Origin of the sequence: Pelagicoccus enzymogenes, from assembly GCF_014803405.1 — a bacterium.
GTDB lineage: Bacteria > Verrucomicrobiota > Verrucomicrobiia > Opitutales > Opitutaceae > Pelagicoccus > Pelagicoccus enzymogenes.
Window position 1 is genome coordinate 79,624 of record NZ_JACYFG010000061.1, and the last position, 16,818, is coordinate 96,441.

The 16,818-nt window shown below is 56.9% G+C and carries 11 protein-coding genes and 2 tRNA genes; 5 read left to right on the plus strand and 8 right to left on the minus strand.

Features of this window, described 5'->3' with window-relative positions:
- Positions 1-6: 6 nt before the first annotated feature.
- The gene (locus IEN85_RS23270) at positions 7-618 is read right to left on the minus strand and encodes a GyrI-like domain-containing protein (protein ID WP_191619522.1); all 612 of its coding nucleotides are present in this window, start codon (positions 616-618) and stop codon (positions 7-9) included.
- A gap of 142 nt (positions 619-760) precedes the next feature.
- Here IEN85_RS23270 and IEN85_RS23275 point away from each other — a divergent pair, with 142 nt between their 5' ends.
- The gene (locus IEN85_RS23275; protein ID WP_191619523.1) at positions 761-2,440 is read left to right on the plus strand and encodes a hypothetical protein; all 1,680 of its coding nucleotides are present in this window, start codon (positions 761-763) and stop codon (positions 2,438-2,440) included.
- Between the two features lie 229 nt (positions 2,441-2,669).
- On the opposite strand, the gene IEN85_RS23280 is transcribed toward IEN85_RS23275, so the two are convergent.
- Positions 2,670-2,745 (minus strand) — tRNA-Thr (locus IEN85_RS23280).
- A 130-nt stretch (positions 2,746-2,875) separates the two neighbouring features.
- Between IEN85_RS23280 and IEN85_RS23285 the strand changes: the two genes are divergently transcribed.
- Positions 2,876-4,306: a hypothetical protein gene (locus tag IEN85_RS23285; protein ID WP_191619524.1), complete on the plus strand. Its 1,431-nt coding sequence runs from the start codon at positions 2,876-2,878 to the stop codon at positions 4,304-4,306.
- A 126-nt stretch (positions 4,307-4,432) separates the two neighbouring features.
- Here the strand turns inward: IEN85_RS23285 and IEN85_RS23290 are convergent, their stop codons facing one another.
- A complete protein-coding gene (locus IEN85_RS23290) occupies positions 4,433-5,149 on the minus strand; it encodes an energy transducer TonB (RefSeq protein ID WP_224772896.1) in 717 nt (238 codons plus the stop codon).
- A gap of 312 nt (positions 5,150-5,461) precedes the next feature.
- Here IEN85_RS23290 and IEN85_RS23295 point away from each other — a divergent pair.
- A tRNA-Phe gene (locus tag IEN85_RS23295) sits at positions 5,462-5,537 on the plus strand.
- Between the two features lie 844 nt (positions 5,538-6,381).
- Here the strand turns inward: IEN85_RS23295 and IEN85_RS23300 are convergent.
- The 4 genes from IEN85_RS23300 to IEN85_RS23315 all read right to left on the minus strand — a co-directional run bounded on the left by IEN85_RS23300 (position 6,382) and on the right by IEN85_RS23315 (position 12,121).
- The gene (locus IEN85_RS23300; protein ID WP_191619526.1) at positions 6,382-7,380 is read right to left on the minus strand and encodes a glycoside hydrolase family 26 protein; all 999 of its coding nucleotides are present in this window, start codon (positions 7,378-7,380) and stop codon (positions 6,382-6,384) included.
- Between the two features lie 10 nt (positions 7,381-7,390).
- Positions 7,391-8,458 carry a glycoside hydrolase 5 family protein gene (locus IEN85_RS23305; RefSeq protein WP_191619527.1) on the minus strand — a complete coding sequence of 356 codons (1,068 nt, stop codon included), beginning with the start codon at positions 8,456-8,458 and terminating at the stop codon, positions 7,391-7,393.
- A 388-nt stretch (positions 8,459-8,846) separates the two neighbouring features.
- Positions 8,847-11,798 carry a TonB-dependent siderophore receptor gene (locus IEN85_RS23310; RefSeq protein WP_191619528.1) on the minus strand — a complete coding sequence of 984 codons (2,952 nt, stop codon included), beginning with the start codon at positions 11,796-11,798 and terminating at the stop codon, positions 8,847-8,849.
- Positions 11,795-12,121: a hypothetical protein gene (locus IEN85_RS23315; protein WP_191619529.1), complete on the minus strand. Its 327-nt coding sequence runs from the start codon at positions 12,119-12,121 to the stop codon at positions 11,795-11,797. The genes IEN85_RS23310 and IEN85_RS23315 overlap by 4 nt, the downstream gene beginning before the upstream one ends.
- Here IEN85_RS23315 and IEN85_RS23320 point away from each other — a divergent pair.
- A complete protein-coding gene (locus IEN85_RS23320; protein ID WP_191619530.1) occupies positions 12,120-13,706 on the plus strand; it encodes a glycoside hydrolase family 43 protein in 1,587 nt (528 codons plus the stop codon). The genes IEN85_RS23315 and IEN85_RS23320 overlap by 2 nt on opposite strands.
- An 81-nt stretch (positions 13,707-13,787) precedes the next feature.
- On the plus strand, positions 13,788-14,834 hold the full coding sequence (locus IEN85_RS23325) for a LacI family DNA-binding transcriptional regulator (RefSeq protein WP_191619531.1): 1,047 nt from the start codon (positions 13,788-13,790) through the stop codon (positions 14,832-14,834).
- A 943-nt stretch (positions 14,835-15,777) separates the two neighbouring features.
- On the opposite strand, the gene IEN85_RS23330 is transcribed toward IEN85_RS23325, so the two are convergent.
- A complete protein-coding gene (locus IEN85_RS23330; protein ID WP_191619532.1) occupies positions 15,778-16,812 on the minus strand; it encodes a LacI family DNA-binding transcriptional regulator in 1,035 nt (344 codons plus the stop codon).
- Positions 16,813-16,818 lie beyond the last annotated feature (6 nt).

Genomic DNA, 16,818 nt, shown 5'->3' on the forward strand with positions numbered 1-16,818 from the left:
ACCTCCTCAACGCATCGCTTGGCGCAGCACTGTCTTGAGCTTTTCAGGCGCAGCGCGACGCGGGTCGCTCAAGTAAATCTCGTGATGCTTGTGGAATCGCTTTTTTCCCAGCTCGTCGATCTTGTCGTGCAAACGCGCTACACTCGGACCTTCCTCCTCGAACGGACCGATGTGGAGTAGCTGCACGGATTCGCCTTCCTCGTACGGCTCGAAACGCACCCGATCCAACAGAGCTGGATCTTTCTTTTTGCGGACCGAGACGAGAGCCTCCTCGTACATCGCTTTCGAGACGAATCCCGGCTGCATGATCATAAGCGTCCATTTCCACTCGTCGCGACGTCCCTCCGCGAAAGCGTTCATATCGTCTGCCCACCACAGCCCCTCCAAAGGCGGCACAACGTAATCCTGAGCAGTCGGCCCTAGCTTCGACATAAACTTCAAGCTATAGGCCATTGGATACAGCGCTTCCATCGCCGCCTCAAACTCCTTCGAGCTGCCAGGATCCCCCATTCCGTCAATCATCAGAAAGTTCATGGCTGGCACCACGACCACCGATACCTCCCTGGCTGAGGGACGGTAAAGATCCTTATACTCCTTCTTAAAATCGATCTTGCTCATGGGGTCCCAGCATCATCCCTCCCCCAAGGGCAGAGTCAGCACAGAAGTGAACAAATCGGCATAGAAAAGTACTGTAGAAGAGGCTCCAAAACGTTAAAGTGCCCGTAACCATAAAAAACGCCCCTGCTCCCCATCCGTCCCCATGTTTCTCCGCTGCCCCATAACCACACTATTCATCTTCGCGTTAGCCATTTCCCATACGCTCGTTCCCATCGCCGTGGGACAGGACAACGGTCAGGACATACACTTCTCAGTCGGCAGCCCCCAGCCAAACGCGAACTTGCCCGCGAGCGTTCCAGCTCCCCATGGCCGTCTCACACTTTACGCTGACTTTCCAGCCGCGAACTCAGGCACAGTCCCACTCTATCTAGTCAATCGCACCTCAGAGAGGCAACGCTTCGAAAGCCAGGATGGAGACATCTACTTGAAACTAGAATTTCAAGACGATTCCGGAGAGTGGGTCCGCGCCCAAACCCATCGCTTCAGCTTTTGTGGAAACAGCTACCTGGCAGTAGAGCTGCCTCCCGGCAGCCACTTTGCTTTTCACGGCTACCTTCCCAGCCAAGGAGTAAAGGCAAACGTCCGTTACAAGGCCTACAGCGATTCGCCATTCGCCTCAAACATAGGTATCGCCCACTACCGAGAAGAAGACCGTAAGGCGGCCGCTCTCGACAAACTCGCCAGGAGAAAACTTCCCCCCTCTCTCGTACGTTGCTTCGACTTCGACAAGGAACACTATGACCCAGATCGCGAACAAAGCTTCTACAACCCCGGTCCCGATGAGATACTAAGCGCCCTTCGACTCGTGAGCTCTTATCAAGAAAGTGAATACGTTCGGGCCAACGTTCGCGAGTACCTCAACACCGTAAAGAAGCACGAGAAAGCAGTGCGGAAACAAATTGCTGCCTTCGAGAGAATTCTCAAAGCAAAGTGGCCGGAAAAACCGAAGTTGGACGCCCTCGTCTCCGCAGCGATTGAAGAAACGGATCGAAGCCCAACGACTGCTTGGCCCGTCTTGAACGATCTCCTAAGCGGAAAAATTGACCCCAGCATCTCACGTATCCAAAAGTTCGAACAAGCCATCGCCCAAAAGCTTGAGAGCGCTCTCATCGCCGCTGCCCCGATCCAAACCGAACAAGCCTCCAAGTTGCTCCTCAACCACCGATTCGCTAACGAAAATTTCGAGGACTCCTTTTTCCAAAAGTGGATTCGCTCCGAAAACGACTCCCTAACTCAAGCCTGCGCAAACGCCCTGAGCCACCGCAACAAGCATCAAGGCCTAGCCGCAATCGGCTTCGAACTCTCCCCCAGCCAACAACTACTCGTACTATGCGCCCTCGCTTCACAAGGGGACCCTGATACTAAGAATCGCCGCAACCCAGGCTCCCGCGAAGAGCGACGCTTTTGGCAAAAGTGCGCGACCGAACAACCCACCCAAACGGTTGCGACCCTCTACAATCTCGGAATGTACGGCGACAGAAACCTCTTCAATCTCGCGATACACGACGAACTCCGAGAGTACCTCCAGCAGGAAACTCTAAATCCGAGCGCAGAAGTCGACGGTTGGGAGATAGGAAGAGTCGTCAGTTTCGTGGGAGCTTGGAAACGTCGAGAGGATGTTCCGCTTTTCCAAAGCCTGCTGGATCATCCCGCCGCCCAGAAACAGCTGATCTACTACCCCGATTCGGAAACGCCCCGCTTCGAGCAACGACGCTACCGCGTCCGGGAAGAAGCCAGCCGCATACTGAGGAACATGGGGGTGAGCGTTCCTCACAACCTTGTCCTTAACGAGCGAGTCGAGATCGAACCTCCGGTTCGATGAAGATGGGCCGCGGAACGAAAGTGGAGCCGCTCATCGGTACCGAGGAACGCAGTGACGACACTCGAGGAGCAACGCGAGGAGACATCGAACCCCAGTTCGACGGAGATGGGCCGCGGAACGAAAGTGGAGCCGCTCATCGGTTACCGAGGAGCAAGGCGACGACACTTGAGGAACAACGTGACGAAACATCGAACCGCGGGTTCGACGGAGGTGAGTGGCGAAACGAAAGTGGAGCCGCTCATCGGAGTCGAACCGACGACCTACTCATTACGAATGAGTTGCTCTACCAACTGAGCTAGAGCGGCGTCCAAGCCAATAATCTCTGCCCGAGCTTGGCTTCTTGGCAAGTCGGAATTCTCAGATTTCAGACAACCTGCCAGCGTCCTCTAGCAATCCACGCTTGCTCCCTCGCCATCTTCAGCTTCCCTATTTCGCGTGTCAGTTTCGAAAACAAGCCTCCGAATCTCTTCCCGAAACATCCATCTCGACGATGGGACCCTTGCAGCGGGCGTGGTTACCTGCGCCCCGGGCGAACCCCTGAAGCTGGAACTGGGATCTTCCGCAGCGGCGGACATCGCCCTGCCCGACTCCGCCCACATCGCCCTCGGAAGGTTCGATCCACACGTACACTTTCGCGAGACCGCCATCCCCACGCCAGAGGAGGTCGAGGAGCACGGTCCAGAGGGAGCGGATTACGACAACTTGGTCGCTAATATCAAATCCGCCAACGCGCTCTATTCCATCCGCTCCGGCTGCCTTTCGGCCCTTAAGGGCGGCGTTTGCGCAGTGGGCGCCATGGGCAACACCCCATGGGGACCCGTCGGCCCCTACCGGCACTCGCGTATCCAGAAGCACTATACGGAACAAGCGCTCTTCCCCATCGTCCTGTGGCCGCGCATGGAACCGGGGGCAGCCGCCATCCCTGGACACGAGGGCAAAGACTTCGGCTCGACCTTTGGTGGCTCCGGACTCACAGGACAAGTTCGACGGGACATGTTCGAGCTGTGGCGCGGGCAGGCCGTCTCCTACCACAACGACCAGGCTCGCCCCAACGAATCCCTCCCTGAATTCAAAAAGCGGATACAGCCCGACGAGGTGCTTCTACACCACGAGTACTTCAACGGCGACACGGTTCTCGCCTGCCAATCGGAAACCATGGCCCTCGCGAAGGAGGCTGGACTAAGCAGCCTGCTCGCCCGTCACATCCCCACCGGCCCGGCCCTCCAGCAGATATTGGACGCCCGCAAGGAGATGCCCTACGCCCTACCCGCCGAGATCGGCCTAGACTACGTTTACTGGTGCCGCGAACGCTTGCTTACCCAAAAGCGCGAAACCGCCCTCATCAACTACCGCCGGCCAGCGCACCCCAGCCGCGAAGACCAACTCAGCTTGATCGAGATCACCCGCGACGCGATTCGCTCGGGCGATACCACGATTTTCTTCGGTACAGACCACGCCCCTCACGCTCCCGCCGCCAAGAAGTTCAAGGACGGCCTCCCGGGAGCCCCCGGCACCCGCAACATCGAGCACAGCCTGCAGTTCTACGGCGAACTCGTCTACCGCTACGGATACACGCAACACGACATCGACCGACTCGCCGCCATCAACCCTGCCAAACACATGGCCCAGTTCTTCGAGTTCCCCTACGAAGTCGGTACCCTCGCGGACGGAGCCATGGCAAACCTCGCGATCTTCGACCCTGAAACGCCCTACGAAGTGGACGAACAAACCCTCGCCGCCCAATTGGAGGACCCCCACTACCACAGCGCCATGAAAGGCGAAAAAGGACTTCGCGGAAAGAGCCTCTTCACCGTAGCAAACGGTCGGGTCTGGGATGTAAGCGGCACACCGACTCCGCTAAACTAGCGCCTTGCAATGGCGATTTAGCACATTCTTTGCGGATAGCACCTCCACGCAAAGATCTCTACCTGGGAGCCGATGCAGCCCTTCCTGAACGGAGGGCCACGTTCTAGACGCGGCGTCCGGAGTGACCTACAATTCTTGCGCCGGCTCTTCCTGCAGCCACAAGATCGGGAAGTCGTAGGTTCTCTCAAGCAAAGCAATCGTCGGCTCTCCTTGGTAAGTCGGCAGGGCAAAGGAGGCTTTCCTGAGCGCAGCCTCCAGTCGAGCGTTCGTCTGCGGATCGCTGGAGTCCACCACATGCGGCAACACCACGCCACCACGCTGGTCGACAAAGAAATTCACTCGAGCTCGTATCGACTTTCTCCCCTCCTGTAGAAGTCCCGAACCACGTACGATCGTGACACCCGGAAACGAAGTCATGCCGATCCGAGAATCCAGCTCTTCGTCTTCCCGATACTTTAAGGTACGATACCCTTCGCCCGCGTTTCCGTCGACGCGTTTGCTCGTGTCGAAAAGAGCGTTCGTTTCGATCGCCCGGTCAGGCAAGAATTCCCAATAGGCATGGCAGACGCTTTTGACCGGCACCCCATTTTGCTTCGCCGGCAAGAAATCCCACTTCTTTATGGTCACCATCAACTCATCGGCAAAAGCCGGATAGCTGTACTCGATCGGAAAGAACTCCGAGGCCTGACCGTACTCGTCCACGTAAAATGCGATCTTCGCGTACCCGCTGCTGATTCCATGCGTGTAGGCCCACCCCGGATACCTCGGCTCGATCTGGCGCTTGATCGAAACGCTGGTATTCGAATCCTTCGGCTTGGCGATCGAAACCGAAAAGCCGCTCATCGCCAAAACGGCTAAGAGGCACAAGGGAAAGCGTAGGGGTAACATAAGCCGTGAGTAGACTACCCGAGAAAGATCACCTCAAGCAATAAATGCATTAATGTGCACCTTATCAACCAAAACGAGCATCTTATAAGGGCCTAGAGGGACCCAGGCCTGAACTTCATCGGGAAGCAGTATCTCCCCGCCTCAAGGGGCTCTCTTTTTTTCATAAGCTGCTCTTTGAAAGATATTTAAGCACAAAAACGACTTTTCTTGAAGTTTCCCATTGACGGGCCATCCCCCGCTTCTATTGTCCGAAATCTTTCTGACAGCGGCGGGTTAGCTCAGTTGGTAGAGCAGAGGACTGAAAATCCTTGTGTCCCCGGTTCGATTCCGGGACCCGCCACCACTGTCGGAACGGCGAAAGCCGAATAAACGCCTCCAAAAATGGGGCGTTTTTTTGTGTTCAGGTCCCGTCATCTTCGATGTTTCCTCACTGAGCTCGTCAAGTGTCGTCGCATTCGCTCCTCGGCACGGAAACCCTCCGCGCATTGTCGACCAGCGCCATGAGACGCTCGCGCGCCTTAAGTCATTATAAACGCTCCACATTTCATCGTTCTTCCTCCCCTGTTCCCTTATCCAGCGACTCCTCCCTCGCGCGCAGCAGCGAATTGCTCGGCCAATGCGAAAGCGTCTGCCTCACGACCTTGTAGGCTTCCACAAGCTTGCCCTGCCCGCTCAGTCCAGTGACCAAGGCGAACCAGAACGACGCACAATACCCGCATAGGGCGCTTTTCGCTCTTCACTTGTCAAACTCTCGACGGGAGACTTCACCAAATACTTTCGTTCGAACGCATATTTCAGTACTGGTGTTGGTAGCGAAATGGTTCTATATCGTCCTTGGCTGAACCTCCATTTTCAGCAACCAAGCCTCCATATCGTCAGCGATCAGATCCCAGAGGACCGTATCCGGAAACGACTCCGCAAAGCCCTCTCCCCTTTTGACCTGAAATCGCTATATGCGTCCCAGCTCAGGTTACTTTCGATACCGCTTGTAGCTACTCACACGCAGCTTCTCAACTTTCGCTTCAACAGCCTTAGCGCCGCCCTCCGGGTTCATTTGGACGACCTTAAAATCTACGGCAGCGTTTCAGCCGATGGAAACGGATAAGATTGGCCGCCTAGTGAAACTCGCCATCACCAAAGGTCAAGGTGCCGACATTCCCAAAAGCCAAAACAATGAAAAGTCCCTGTCATTCAGAGTGCTCGTAGAGGGAACGGTCCAACTCCATCCGATAAGCTTCCAATACAGTTTCGTTCATCTGCAGGCGAGCATCGCCCCAGTCATGCCACTGGAACCCGAGCTTCCTCGACCAATAATCCCACTCCCAATTGATATAGCAAAAGGCCTTGATCTCCGGCTGGCTACGGATCCGCTCAAAAAACGGCCCAAACCATTCGTCCCAATCCTTCTGCCCATCGAGCACTCCTACATGGCGCGGTGTCACCTCGCCCAACATCACCGGCTTCCCATGCTCCCCCGACAGCTCGCAAAAGTCCGTTATCCAATCCATACCGATCTCTCCGGGCGAAAACACGTCCACACCCCACCAGTCAACCCACTCGTCGCCCGGATAGAAGGCCATCAACTCCTCGATCGGCCGCGGGCCTGCAGATCCTCCGCCGGAACACCAAACCGTCGCCACGGGGAGGTCCCGCTCCCGCATGGCGGTTGTAATACGTTTCCAACTACCAACAAATCCAGCTTCGGAATAGTTGTTCCAACTGCCTTCGAATTCGTAGCCGATACGCACGAAACTGTCCCGGCCAATAAAGGCCAGCGCCTCGCAAAACGCCTCGATCTGAGCGTCGTAGTCGCCGCGAGCGACCAAAGCGTCCAGTCCCGACCCATCGTCATTTCCACCGGTCATGCTGAGACCGATTTGCGGCATCAGGTCGTCCCTGCCAATCGCATCCAGATCCCGTTTCACGCCCTTTCCCCAATCGAGAATGTGCTCCGGTGGATGCTCCAGCCCGATATAAGTCATCCACAACACTGGGTAGCGATCCTCCCCAAGAGCATCCGCATACTCCAGAAAGCCGGCCGGGTCCTGGCCTCCTCCATGCAGCACGCGATCAAGTGGCTCGTAGAGAGCTCCAAAATTCTTCCTCTCGACATAGCCATCGTTCGCGCAAGCCACTAGGCCGATGCAAAGAATACTCGCAAGAATTCCAATTGTTCGTTTTTTCATAATATAAAATTCAAGGTAATGCCACCGCTCGAAATAGCCCCGCTTCTTTCTCTATACTAAAGCGTAAACTTCTTTTTCCAGGAGATAACTCGCTCCCTTCAAGCCGGTTGAAATGCACCCAGCTACGAGACAGCTCGTCCCATTTTTCGATGCGAGCAACCTCGTCCTGCCGCAACGGCAGCCGCTCCATGTCTAAATGCCATTGTGACTCGCTCTCGGACAATTTCAGCGACAAGACCTGCGGCTGCCCCCAAAGCTCTTTCAACCCCTCGAAAAGCGCCTTCGGCTCAACTGCATCAACCTGCCCTGGAGTCGCTATCGGGCGAAAAATCCCCCACCACTCTTCGTTCGCAAATCCATCTTCAAAACCTGGGTTAACGTTTCCACCAGGATCGTATTCAGCATCGCTTCCATTCGCCTTCCATAAACCATCGAGATAGGAAAACACGAATACACCTGAACAAATGTCCCGATTCTCCCAGCTTTCCTCGATCAATCCCACTACAATGTCAGCCGGATACGATCCATTATCCGGATACGGATTCCCGGCCCGATTGTCGTAGGTATCGTAGCCAAATTCCGTGATCAAAAGTGGTTTGGAGCTAGCCGATGCATATTCACTGAAAAAGCTGCCAAAGCCCGAGCCGCGATAAACCTGGACGCTCCATGCATCTAGGGCTGTCAATTCCGCGTCAAACGCTGCAACCTGCTGCAGTCGATCGGTAATCGCCATCGTCACCAATAAATCGGGAGCCTCAGCCTTGACCGCCTCGGCGATACCATTCATCGCTCGCCAGAAACTTGGTTTAAGGCCATTGCCATTGTACTCGTTGACCTCGTTTCCGATGATCACTCCCAGGCCCGCCGGATGATCCTTAATCTCCCTCGCCATCCCGACAAACTGGCTCTCGACGTTCGCCACGACTGCAGCGTTTGACCAATCGCTGCCAGGATCTATCCAACGGTTTACCAAAACGAGCAAGGGCTGCTGGCCGTTGTTGTAACAGGTATCCAAAAACCCGCTGTGATCCACGCCCGGTTCCCAGTTGTAGACCCGAAGCACGTTTATCCCCATCATTCTCAGGTAAGGTAAGTCCCTCGCATGCAGGGCAGCATAGCCACTGGAGAAATAGTCTCCGTGAGGAGGATCGTCATTAACATCGTCTCCTATAGGGGTTGGATTGTAGCAAACGCCTCGGGCCAAAAATCGAGCTCCATCCACATACAACTCACGACCTCTAACATCTAAGCCTCCATATATTGGATACACTATGACTATAGCCAAAAAGCAAAAGGAGGATCGCATAGAGCTACTAGCAGCACCAACCATGCATGCCACAAGGCGCAACCTTGCCAAAGAGCGCCCTCGCAGGGAACGAATGCTACGATACCTTAACCACACTTGCCTTCGAGAAAATGGGCCCGGCGCTACCCCAGCGCCGAGCCCCAGAGGTTTCTACACCTGACTAGAATTGTCGACCGTAGGAGATCTTCGCGCTCAAGGGGCTCGAATAGATCAGTCCGTAGAGGTCACGGTCATTGAGAAGGTTGCTGACGTTGAGCTGGACGTGCTGCGGCTTGTCGTCGCCGGTACGCCAGTCGTAGCGGATCATCGCGTCCACATTATGGCGGGGACTCGTGTAGAGCACCAACGGACGACCGTCCGTGTCGAAAATGTTCTGCCCGGATCCACGCGTCACGCCAGAGATGTACTCGCGCTTCGACTCGTAGTAGCCGCCAAGGCCAACCGTCGTTCCCTTGAACTTGCCGTCGCTGAACTTGTAGCTGCCCCAGAAATCGAAGCGATACTTGGGAGTGTCGTCCCCCGCCAACTGGCCCGCGCCCGTGCGCGTCTCCGTGGCAGGACCGATGACTCCCAACTCACCGGGATCGCCATAGATATCTTCCCGATCGTAATTGAAGGTCCCCCATGAAGCGTTGTCATAGTTCCAAACTGCCCAACGGTCTTCACGATAGGGATACGCCATCCATTGGCCGAAGTTCTTGCGCTCGACTTCCGTTATCGCCGCATTGGCGAGGAGCTGGAAATTTTCGGTCAAGCTGAACAGCACCTGAGCGTCGTAGCCCTTCGACTCGTCCGTCTGCAGGATCGTGGCGTTGCCAGAGCCGTTGCCATGGAAGGCCATCGTATCCATGGTCGCATTGTTCACCAACGAATCCCCCGTTTCGCCTTGGTAGAGGAATCCCGCCCAATTGCCGGGGTCCGCCGCGTTCGCCGCAAATCCGGCGTCGAGGTAGGCAGCCCCCTCCGGCTTGCTGGCATTAACGTACCACGTTTCGGAGCCGTTGCCCTCGCTCGATTGGAAGATAGCCCCGGACTCGACGCCCGCGAGCCAAGCCTCATAAGGCGCCCCCGAATCGAGCTTGCCCGATCCGCCATTCGATCCGCCAGGCGCCTGCGACGGCGTCCAGTTGGATACATTGTAGACGATGTCCTTCGTCGGATCGAAACGCGGGTTGCCGAGCGTCACCGGCGAGAACCAAGGAGCCCCCACGAAACCGGTCTTCTCGATCTTGTACTTGCTGATCGTACCGGAAAGCTTCCCGTCCAGCAGGTCGAACTTGATACCGATCTCCTCGCTCTTCGCGAAACTCGCGCCCGCAGGCTTTCCGGTGTCCGGAAGCAATTGCCCAGAAAAGTTCGGCTGCAAGCCCTCGGACTCCAACGCGAAAAGAGAGATATTCTCGGTCAACTTGAAGCTAACTCCATACTGGTTCGTATTGTCGTTTTGCGTTTCGCCTACCGTCGAACTGCTGGAATAGTCTTCGCTCGGAGCGTTACGGCCCCTGTTCGAATTGGACGTATCATTCTTGTCCTTACGAGCCCCTGCCATGACCTTCAAGCGATCGTTCAGGAAGCTGCCGAGATAGCTAATATACTGTCCCTCGTTGATCGCCTCAGACTCGCTCATATCGTTGTGAAACATGCCAGCGGTCGGCGATCCATCGCCCTGCTCCGAAAAAAGCAACGGACTCAGGTCGTTAGGAGCGCGGTAGTTGAATTCGTTCGGATTCGTCGCCCAGGTCGAAGTAGACTTGTCATGCTTCAAATAGGAGAACCCCATCAAAATCTGGTTGTCGATGCGCAACCACTCGGAGCGGTCGTCGAAGAGCGGCTTCTGGATCGCGAGCTCGACACGGTACTGGTTTCGCGTGTTATCCGTTTCGCTACGGTTCCACAAGTATTGAGCGATCGAGTTCGGCACCTCGCCGGTTTGCACATTGCTGCTCCCGCTCGCGCGGCCGGGTTCGATCGGAGAGAGGTTAATCGTCTCTTGCAAGGCCACCGGCCCTAGATTCGTGAACAGCTGAGCCGCGATATCGCGCTGCTGCGTATCGTGGGTCGAGTAGTTGTATCCAGCGAGGAAGTTAACTCCATCGAAAAGCTCGTGGGTTACCTTTGCCATAACGTTGCTCGACTGACTATCGAAATACGTATCCGGACCTGTAATACGCACTTCCCGAGGGTCAGCGCCAATAGGCGTGTAAAATCCGCTGTGCTCGTTCTGGTCGTTATTGATCCCTACATTCGCTACGGAACGCAAGCGACGCGCCCCTAGGCCGCCGAGATTCTGCTCACCGTATTCTAGATCTACATACACTTCAGTCTTGTCGCTCGGATTCCAAACAAAAGAAGGCGCTATGAAATAATGGTCTTCCTCGAAATACTGAGTATGGTCTCCCGAAGACTGCAAAGCTCCAGATAAGCGGAAGGCCACCTTCCCATCGTCGGAAAGAGCCCCAGTCGTGTCGAAGGTCCCCCGCATCAAATCGTTCGTACCGTAGGTAACATCGAAAGAGCTCGAAGCCACCGTAGACGGACGGCGTACCATATAATTAACTACGCCGCCGAAGTTGCCCGTTCCATACAAAAGCGCTGCCGGGCCGCGCACCACCTCCACACGTTCGATGTTTACAGAGTCGGTCGCGTTCTGGCGAAGAAAGCCGTCGCGTAGCGAATTGTTGGTTACAAAACCACGAAGCTTCAACTGAACGCCATTCGGATTCGCGGTCGCGCCCTCCGCATTGTTCACTCCGCCTGGTCCCTGGTACGCGCTAGCTCCCCGGCTCGCCAAGTCGTTTTGCGACTGGAGAATAACACCGGAGCTATACTTGAGAGCTTCGCGCAAATCGGTCGCGCCCGTATCTTCGATGAATTGCCGCGTCACCACTTCCAAAGGCATCGGCGTGTCCTTGATCGCCATGTTGATGCGCGTGCCGGAAATGGAGTTCGTAGCGCGGTAGCCGCTATCGTTGTCCGCATCCACCTGAAACGGTGAAAGCTCAAAAATTTCCTCCTCGTCATCCTGGGCAGGAAGCTGCCCTACAACAAAGGAACTGGAAAAAAGCGCCGCAAAGGAGAGCGCTCGCAAGGGTTTGTTCGTTCGATTTTTCATGGGTTGTTCAAGCCGTCGCGGAACCGCCAAACCCTCTCGGCGAGGAAATTCGGGGACATCGATCCGCTAACATAGCCAATCAGTTTTTCTGGGGTGAACAGCGATAGCAGGTAGCCCAGCGCTGCGAAGTTGAAGCAAACCTCAGGAAGACAAAACGCTTTAACAAGCTTTTTTGTGCACTTTTGTGCATTATTGTTGCACATATTTGTGCACACTCCAATACCACCTCTATACATTGCAATCGGCTCGACGGCATTCAGCGAGTCATCTTCTAGTGCAACTCTGTGCATTAAAAGGTTCGAGCCCCCAACGTCATCGTTCATGAACCCTACCCTCCAAAACCCAATCCTCCCCGGCTTCAACCCCGATCCCTCCCTGATCGCGGTCGGGAACGACTTCTACATCGCGACATCCACCTTCGAGTGGTTCCCCGGCGTCCAGATCCACCACTCCACCGACCTAGCCAACTGGCAGCTCGTAAGCCGCCCCCTCGAGCGGACCTCCCAGCTGGACATGACCGGAAACCCGGACTCGGGCGGCGTCTGGGCACCCTGCCTCAGCCACTGCGACGACACCTTCTTCCTCGTCTATACCGACGTGAAGGAGATGCGATCGAGCTACAAGGCCAGCCGCAGCTACCTCGTCACCAGCAAACGAATCGACGACGACTGGTCCGACCCCGTCCACCTTCCCGTAAGCGGATTCGACCAATCCCTTTTCCACGCTCCGGACGGCCGCAAATTCCTCACCTGGCTAGTCTGGGACGACCGGCCCGGGGCCGACCCTTTCGGCGGCATCATGCTCCAAGAGTACGACCACCCCAACAAGCGCCTGCTCGGCACACCCCGCAAAATATTCTCCGGCACCGAAATCGGCCGCACGGAGGGACCCCACTTGTACTGGAAAGACGGATACTTCTACCTCATGACCGCCGAAGGAGGAACCGGCTGGGAACACGCCGTATCGCTCGCCCGCTCCCACGACCTCTATGGCCCCTACGAAACCTGCCCCCACAACCCGATCGTCACCTCCCACCGCAAACACGAGGCCACACTCAAACGCGCTGGACACGGCTCCATCGCCCAAGCCCCGAACGGACGCTGGTACCTCGCCCACCTATGCAGCCGCCCCATTCCCCACCGCGGCTGCAGCACCATGGGCCGGGAAACCGCTCTCCAAGAAGTCGAGTGGACCGCGGACGGCTGGCTCCAGCTCACTTCGGGGAACAACGCCCCCGCATCCATCGTAACCCTGCCCCAGCCCGCGACGCAGACCCGCGACCGCTCGCAGCACTACTCCTTCGATACCCTCGCCCTGCCCAGCGACTTCCAAACCCTCCGCCTCCCGCTCGACGAAAAGCGCCTCTCCCTCACGGAGCGACCTGGCTTCCTCCGCCTCCGCGGCGAGCTCCCCTTCTGCACCCGAGGCCCGCAATCCCTCGTGGCCCGCCGCCAGCAGGCAGCTCGCTACACCGCCACCACCTGCGTCGACTTTTCCCCCTCCAGCTTCCAAGAGCGCGCGGGGCTCGTTTGCTACTACAGCAGCGAAAACTACTACTACGCCGCCATCTCGCAGGACGAAGCGCTCGGCCGCGTCCTCCTCATCCTCTTCGCCCATAAAAGCCTCACCTACCAATTCGCCTGCGACCCCGTCCCCATCCCCACCGCAGGCTCCGTCTACCTGCGAGCCGAGGTCGACTACGAGCACCTCGACTTCAGCTACTCGCTAGACGGAGAAAACTGGACCGCCTTCGGCCCCACCCTCGACTACTCGATCCTGTCCGACGAAAGCGCCGGGGCCCACGAAAACTTCACCGGATCCTTCGTCGGACTCTGCTGCCAAGACCTCACCGGCAACTTCGCGGCGGCCGACTTCCCCTTCCTCGACTACCAAGAACACCACGCTTAACGCGTCGGCAGGAAACCCGCCAGCCACCCTCGCAGAAAATCGCCCTTCACTTTTAGCCGCACCCTTTTCACGCTTCCCCCCATGCCTAAGGTCAACCAGCAGCTCATTGCGGACAAACTCAACATCTGCCGCACCACCGTATCGCGCTGCTTCTCCAACCACCCGAAGATCAACCCCGAGACTCGGGCCAAGGTCCTGGAGCTGGCCGCCCAGATGGGCTACCGCTACACCGCGCAACGCGCCCCGCGCGACGCCGCCAAAAACCAGACCAAGGAAATCGGCGTACTCATCGGCGTGCGCCCCGACATGGCGGAGCTCCCCGTCACTTCCCAATACATGCTCAAAGGCATCAGCGAACGCGCCGCCGCCCAAGACCTCTCCCTCGACGTCCGATACATCGATCCCGCCGAGCTCGACGAAATGCTGCAAACCAGCCGCACCCCAAAAGGCCTGCGCGCCGGCAACGGCAACTGGAAAGGCGCCATCACCATCTTCCCCTTCACCACCGACACCATCGTCAACCTCTCCCGTCGCATCTCCGCCGTATCCATCGCGGAAGACTACAGCCAAGGTGGCATCGACTGCATCGACGTCGACCATCACGCCGGGATCTACGAAATGGTCTCCCACCTCGCCGCCCTCGGCCACCAGCGCATCGGCTTCCTCTCCTGGCGCTACTCCGTCGAATCCCCCTGGATGTTCCGACGCTTCGGCGCCTACGTCGAAAGCCTCTTCCGCCACGGCCTCGAGTTCGACCCCGACCTCTGCCTCAACGTCCGCAAAGGCGAAAACTTCGATCCCGACCACCTCGCCAAGAGCGTCGGCAAGAAAGTCCGAGAGGGGGTCACCGCCTGGGTCTGCGCCGCCGACCACCAAGCCTACCAACTCATCGCCGACCTGAAGAAGCAGGCCATACGCGTACCGGAAGATTGCTCCATCACCGGATTCGACGGCATCGAGCCCCCGCCCGGACTCCCCCGCCTCACGTCCATCAAGGTCCCCTTCGAAGAAATGGGCGTATCCAGCGTCATAAGACTGCTCGAACGCATGAAGAATCCTGCCGGACACCGCCGCCACAACCTAGTGGAGGGCCGCGTCGTCATCGGCCAAACCACCGTGCCGGCATAGCGAAATCGCAATGGAGCGAGGGGAGCAAGGCTTTGGTATTCACAAGCGCCAGTCACCTTCGAAAGCTTGCAATGCGAGAGGGTCACGGCTTCGCAACTACATCGCCGTTCGATACGAGACAATCTTATCGCTGATCATCCAAACGAAAAACAACCCACAGAGAGTCTCTTAAGAATCGCCGCCAGCGTTGAATCGGAAGCTTTGGAAAATGACCGAGGGAAAGTTCTTCTAGTTCGGAGTGTCGGGTTCGTTATACGGCACCAAGCAGAAGCCGGTGCGGAATACGGAGTGGCGGCCATTCTGACTAACGTTACTGGCGCCGAGGAAGTTCCCACCGTAGAACTTCAGGGCGGGATCCGGTGTTCAGATTTCCAATACGCGACCAGTAGCCGGCTTGAACACCCAAACGGCCCACGACGGGTCGCCGTCTCGATTGTACCGTTCCCAATTATGGACACAGCTTCCTCCATACCTTTCGGCTACTTCCCAAATGGTTACATCCCGATCGGTTACAAACCGATCCACGCAACATCACCCGAAAAGCGATCTACTGGATTCTAGCGATGCATTCTTGCCCAGTTCAACTCCTCGGAAAATGCCACCGACTCGACCAGAGTCCGCTAAACCAGGGTTTCAAACGAAAAGTGGAGGCCATCAAAGCACCAAACAGGATCCTCCAATCCAACTGCGCGTACTCCTACGTGCGCGTCTCCAAGGAATCGGCTTAGACCTCTAGCTTCACCTTCTAGCGAACCCAACAGGGAACATCCCTCCATTCAAGAGCAGCCCTTTCGAATCACTGCCGCTGGTATCCCGATGCGCCAGCGGCTTTTTTGCGCAAAATGAGCGAGTCCAATTCGGTTGGCGCATTGGGATTCCAAAGGTCCTGCACGCTCCAGTCGACGCCTCCCGAATAAGTTCTCAATTAACGAGGAACCACACCTCAGTCTTTCGGGAGGCGGATCGTGGGCCCCTCCACCACGGCCAAGTCGATTTGGATAGCTTGCGGCGTCTCGGGGATGCCAAACTCACGTCGATGCAGCATGCCGACCACGGCTTCCACAGCGGCCGCTCCAAGAGGCTGCGGCAACAAGTCCAGCCCAGCGCACGGTCGCGAGCTTTCCGTCACGTTTATCCTGAAAAAACCAACTTTCTCCGGCACAGGAAGGCCTGCCTGGTCAAGCCAGTCCATCATCGCCTGCGCATGCCCGATCACCACGTCAGGCTTGTACTTCTTAACCCACGCGATGAACTCCGAACGATCTGACTCCTTTTGGATCAAGGGAGGCACGTTCGACTTCTTGCCATTCAATCGATAAGCCGACGCGTAACCGGAACTCCACTTGTAGTCGACTCGCTCGTCCTTGCGCGTCTCCAGACACAAGCCAACACGTTTGTAACCGCGATCAAAGAGAATCTGAACCGCGCGACGCATCGAAAGATAGTGCTCGGGCTGCACCGCATGAAGGCTGGGCCTCACCAAACGCCGGTCCATCGCCACCGCCGCAAACTTGTTGAACTCGAATTTCGAAAAGTCCTGCAAGCGATCGAAGGGCAGGAAAACGACCCCTAGAATTCCGCGGGCATAAAGCACCGAGCACAAGCGCGACACCGACAAAGCCGGCTCCTTCTTTCCCACCCAAAATAGCTCCAAACGAAATCCGAGCTCCGCCGCGCGGGCCTCGGCTCCTTTCATGACCTCCTTGTGGAACAGCATCAACTCGCAATTTCCATGGTCGTCAGCCAAGTCCACCAGGGCTAAAGTCCCGCTGAAATCCCGATACCTCCCGCGACGCAAAGAAGAAAAGGCCTCGCCGAGCAAAGGATTGCGCTTGTATCCAGCTTCCTCAGCCGCCGCGCGAATCCGCTCCGCCGTCTCCGGCTTCACCTTGGGGCTGAAGCGCAATGCTTCGGAAACGGTTGCTACAGAAACGCCAAGACTCTCGGCTAGACTACGAATAGTGGGTTTTGGGGGCATCGTTTT

Coding starts and splice junctions, on each gene's coding strand:
- IEN85_RS23270 (WP_191619522.1), bottom strand. CDS start 618: ATGAGCAAGATCGATTTTAAGAAGGAGTATAAGGATCTTTACCGTCCC.
- IEN85_RS23275 (WP_191619523.1), top strand. CDS start 761: ATGTTTCTCCGCTGCCCCATAACCACACTATTCATCTTCGCGTTAGCC.
- IEN85_RS23290 (WP_224772896.1), bottom strand. CDS start 5,149: ATGAGCGGCTTTTCGGTTTCGATCGCCAAGCCGAAGGATTCGAATACC.
- IEN85_RS23300 (WP_191619526.1), bottom strand. CDS start 7,380: ATGAAAAAACGAACAATTGGAATTCTTGCGAGTATTCTTTGCATCGGC.
- IEN85_RS23305 (WP_191619527.1), bottom strand. CDS start 8,458: ATGATGGGGATAAACGTGCTTCGGGTCTACAACTGGGAACCGGGCGTG.
- IEN85_RS23310 (WP_191619528.1), bottom strand. CDS start 11,798: ATGAAAAATCGAACGAACAAACCCTTGCGAGCGCTCTCCTTTGCGGCG.
- IEN85_RS23320 (WP_191619530.1), top strand. CDS start 12,120: ATGAACCCTACCCTCCAAAACCCAATCCTCCCCGGCTTCAACCCCGAT.
- IEN85_RS23315 (WP_191619529.1), bottom strand. CDS start 12,121: ATGAACGATGACGTTGGGGGCTCGAACCTTTTAATGCACAGAGTTGCA.
- IEN85_RS23325 (WP_191619531.1), top strand. CDS start 13,788: ATGCCTAAGGTCAACCAGCAGCTCATTGCGGACAAACTCAACATCTGC.
- IEN85_RS23330 (WP_191619532.1), bottom strand. CDS start 16,812: ATGCCCCCAAAACCCACTATTCGTAGTCTAGCCGAGAGTCTTGGCGTT.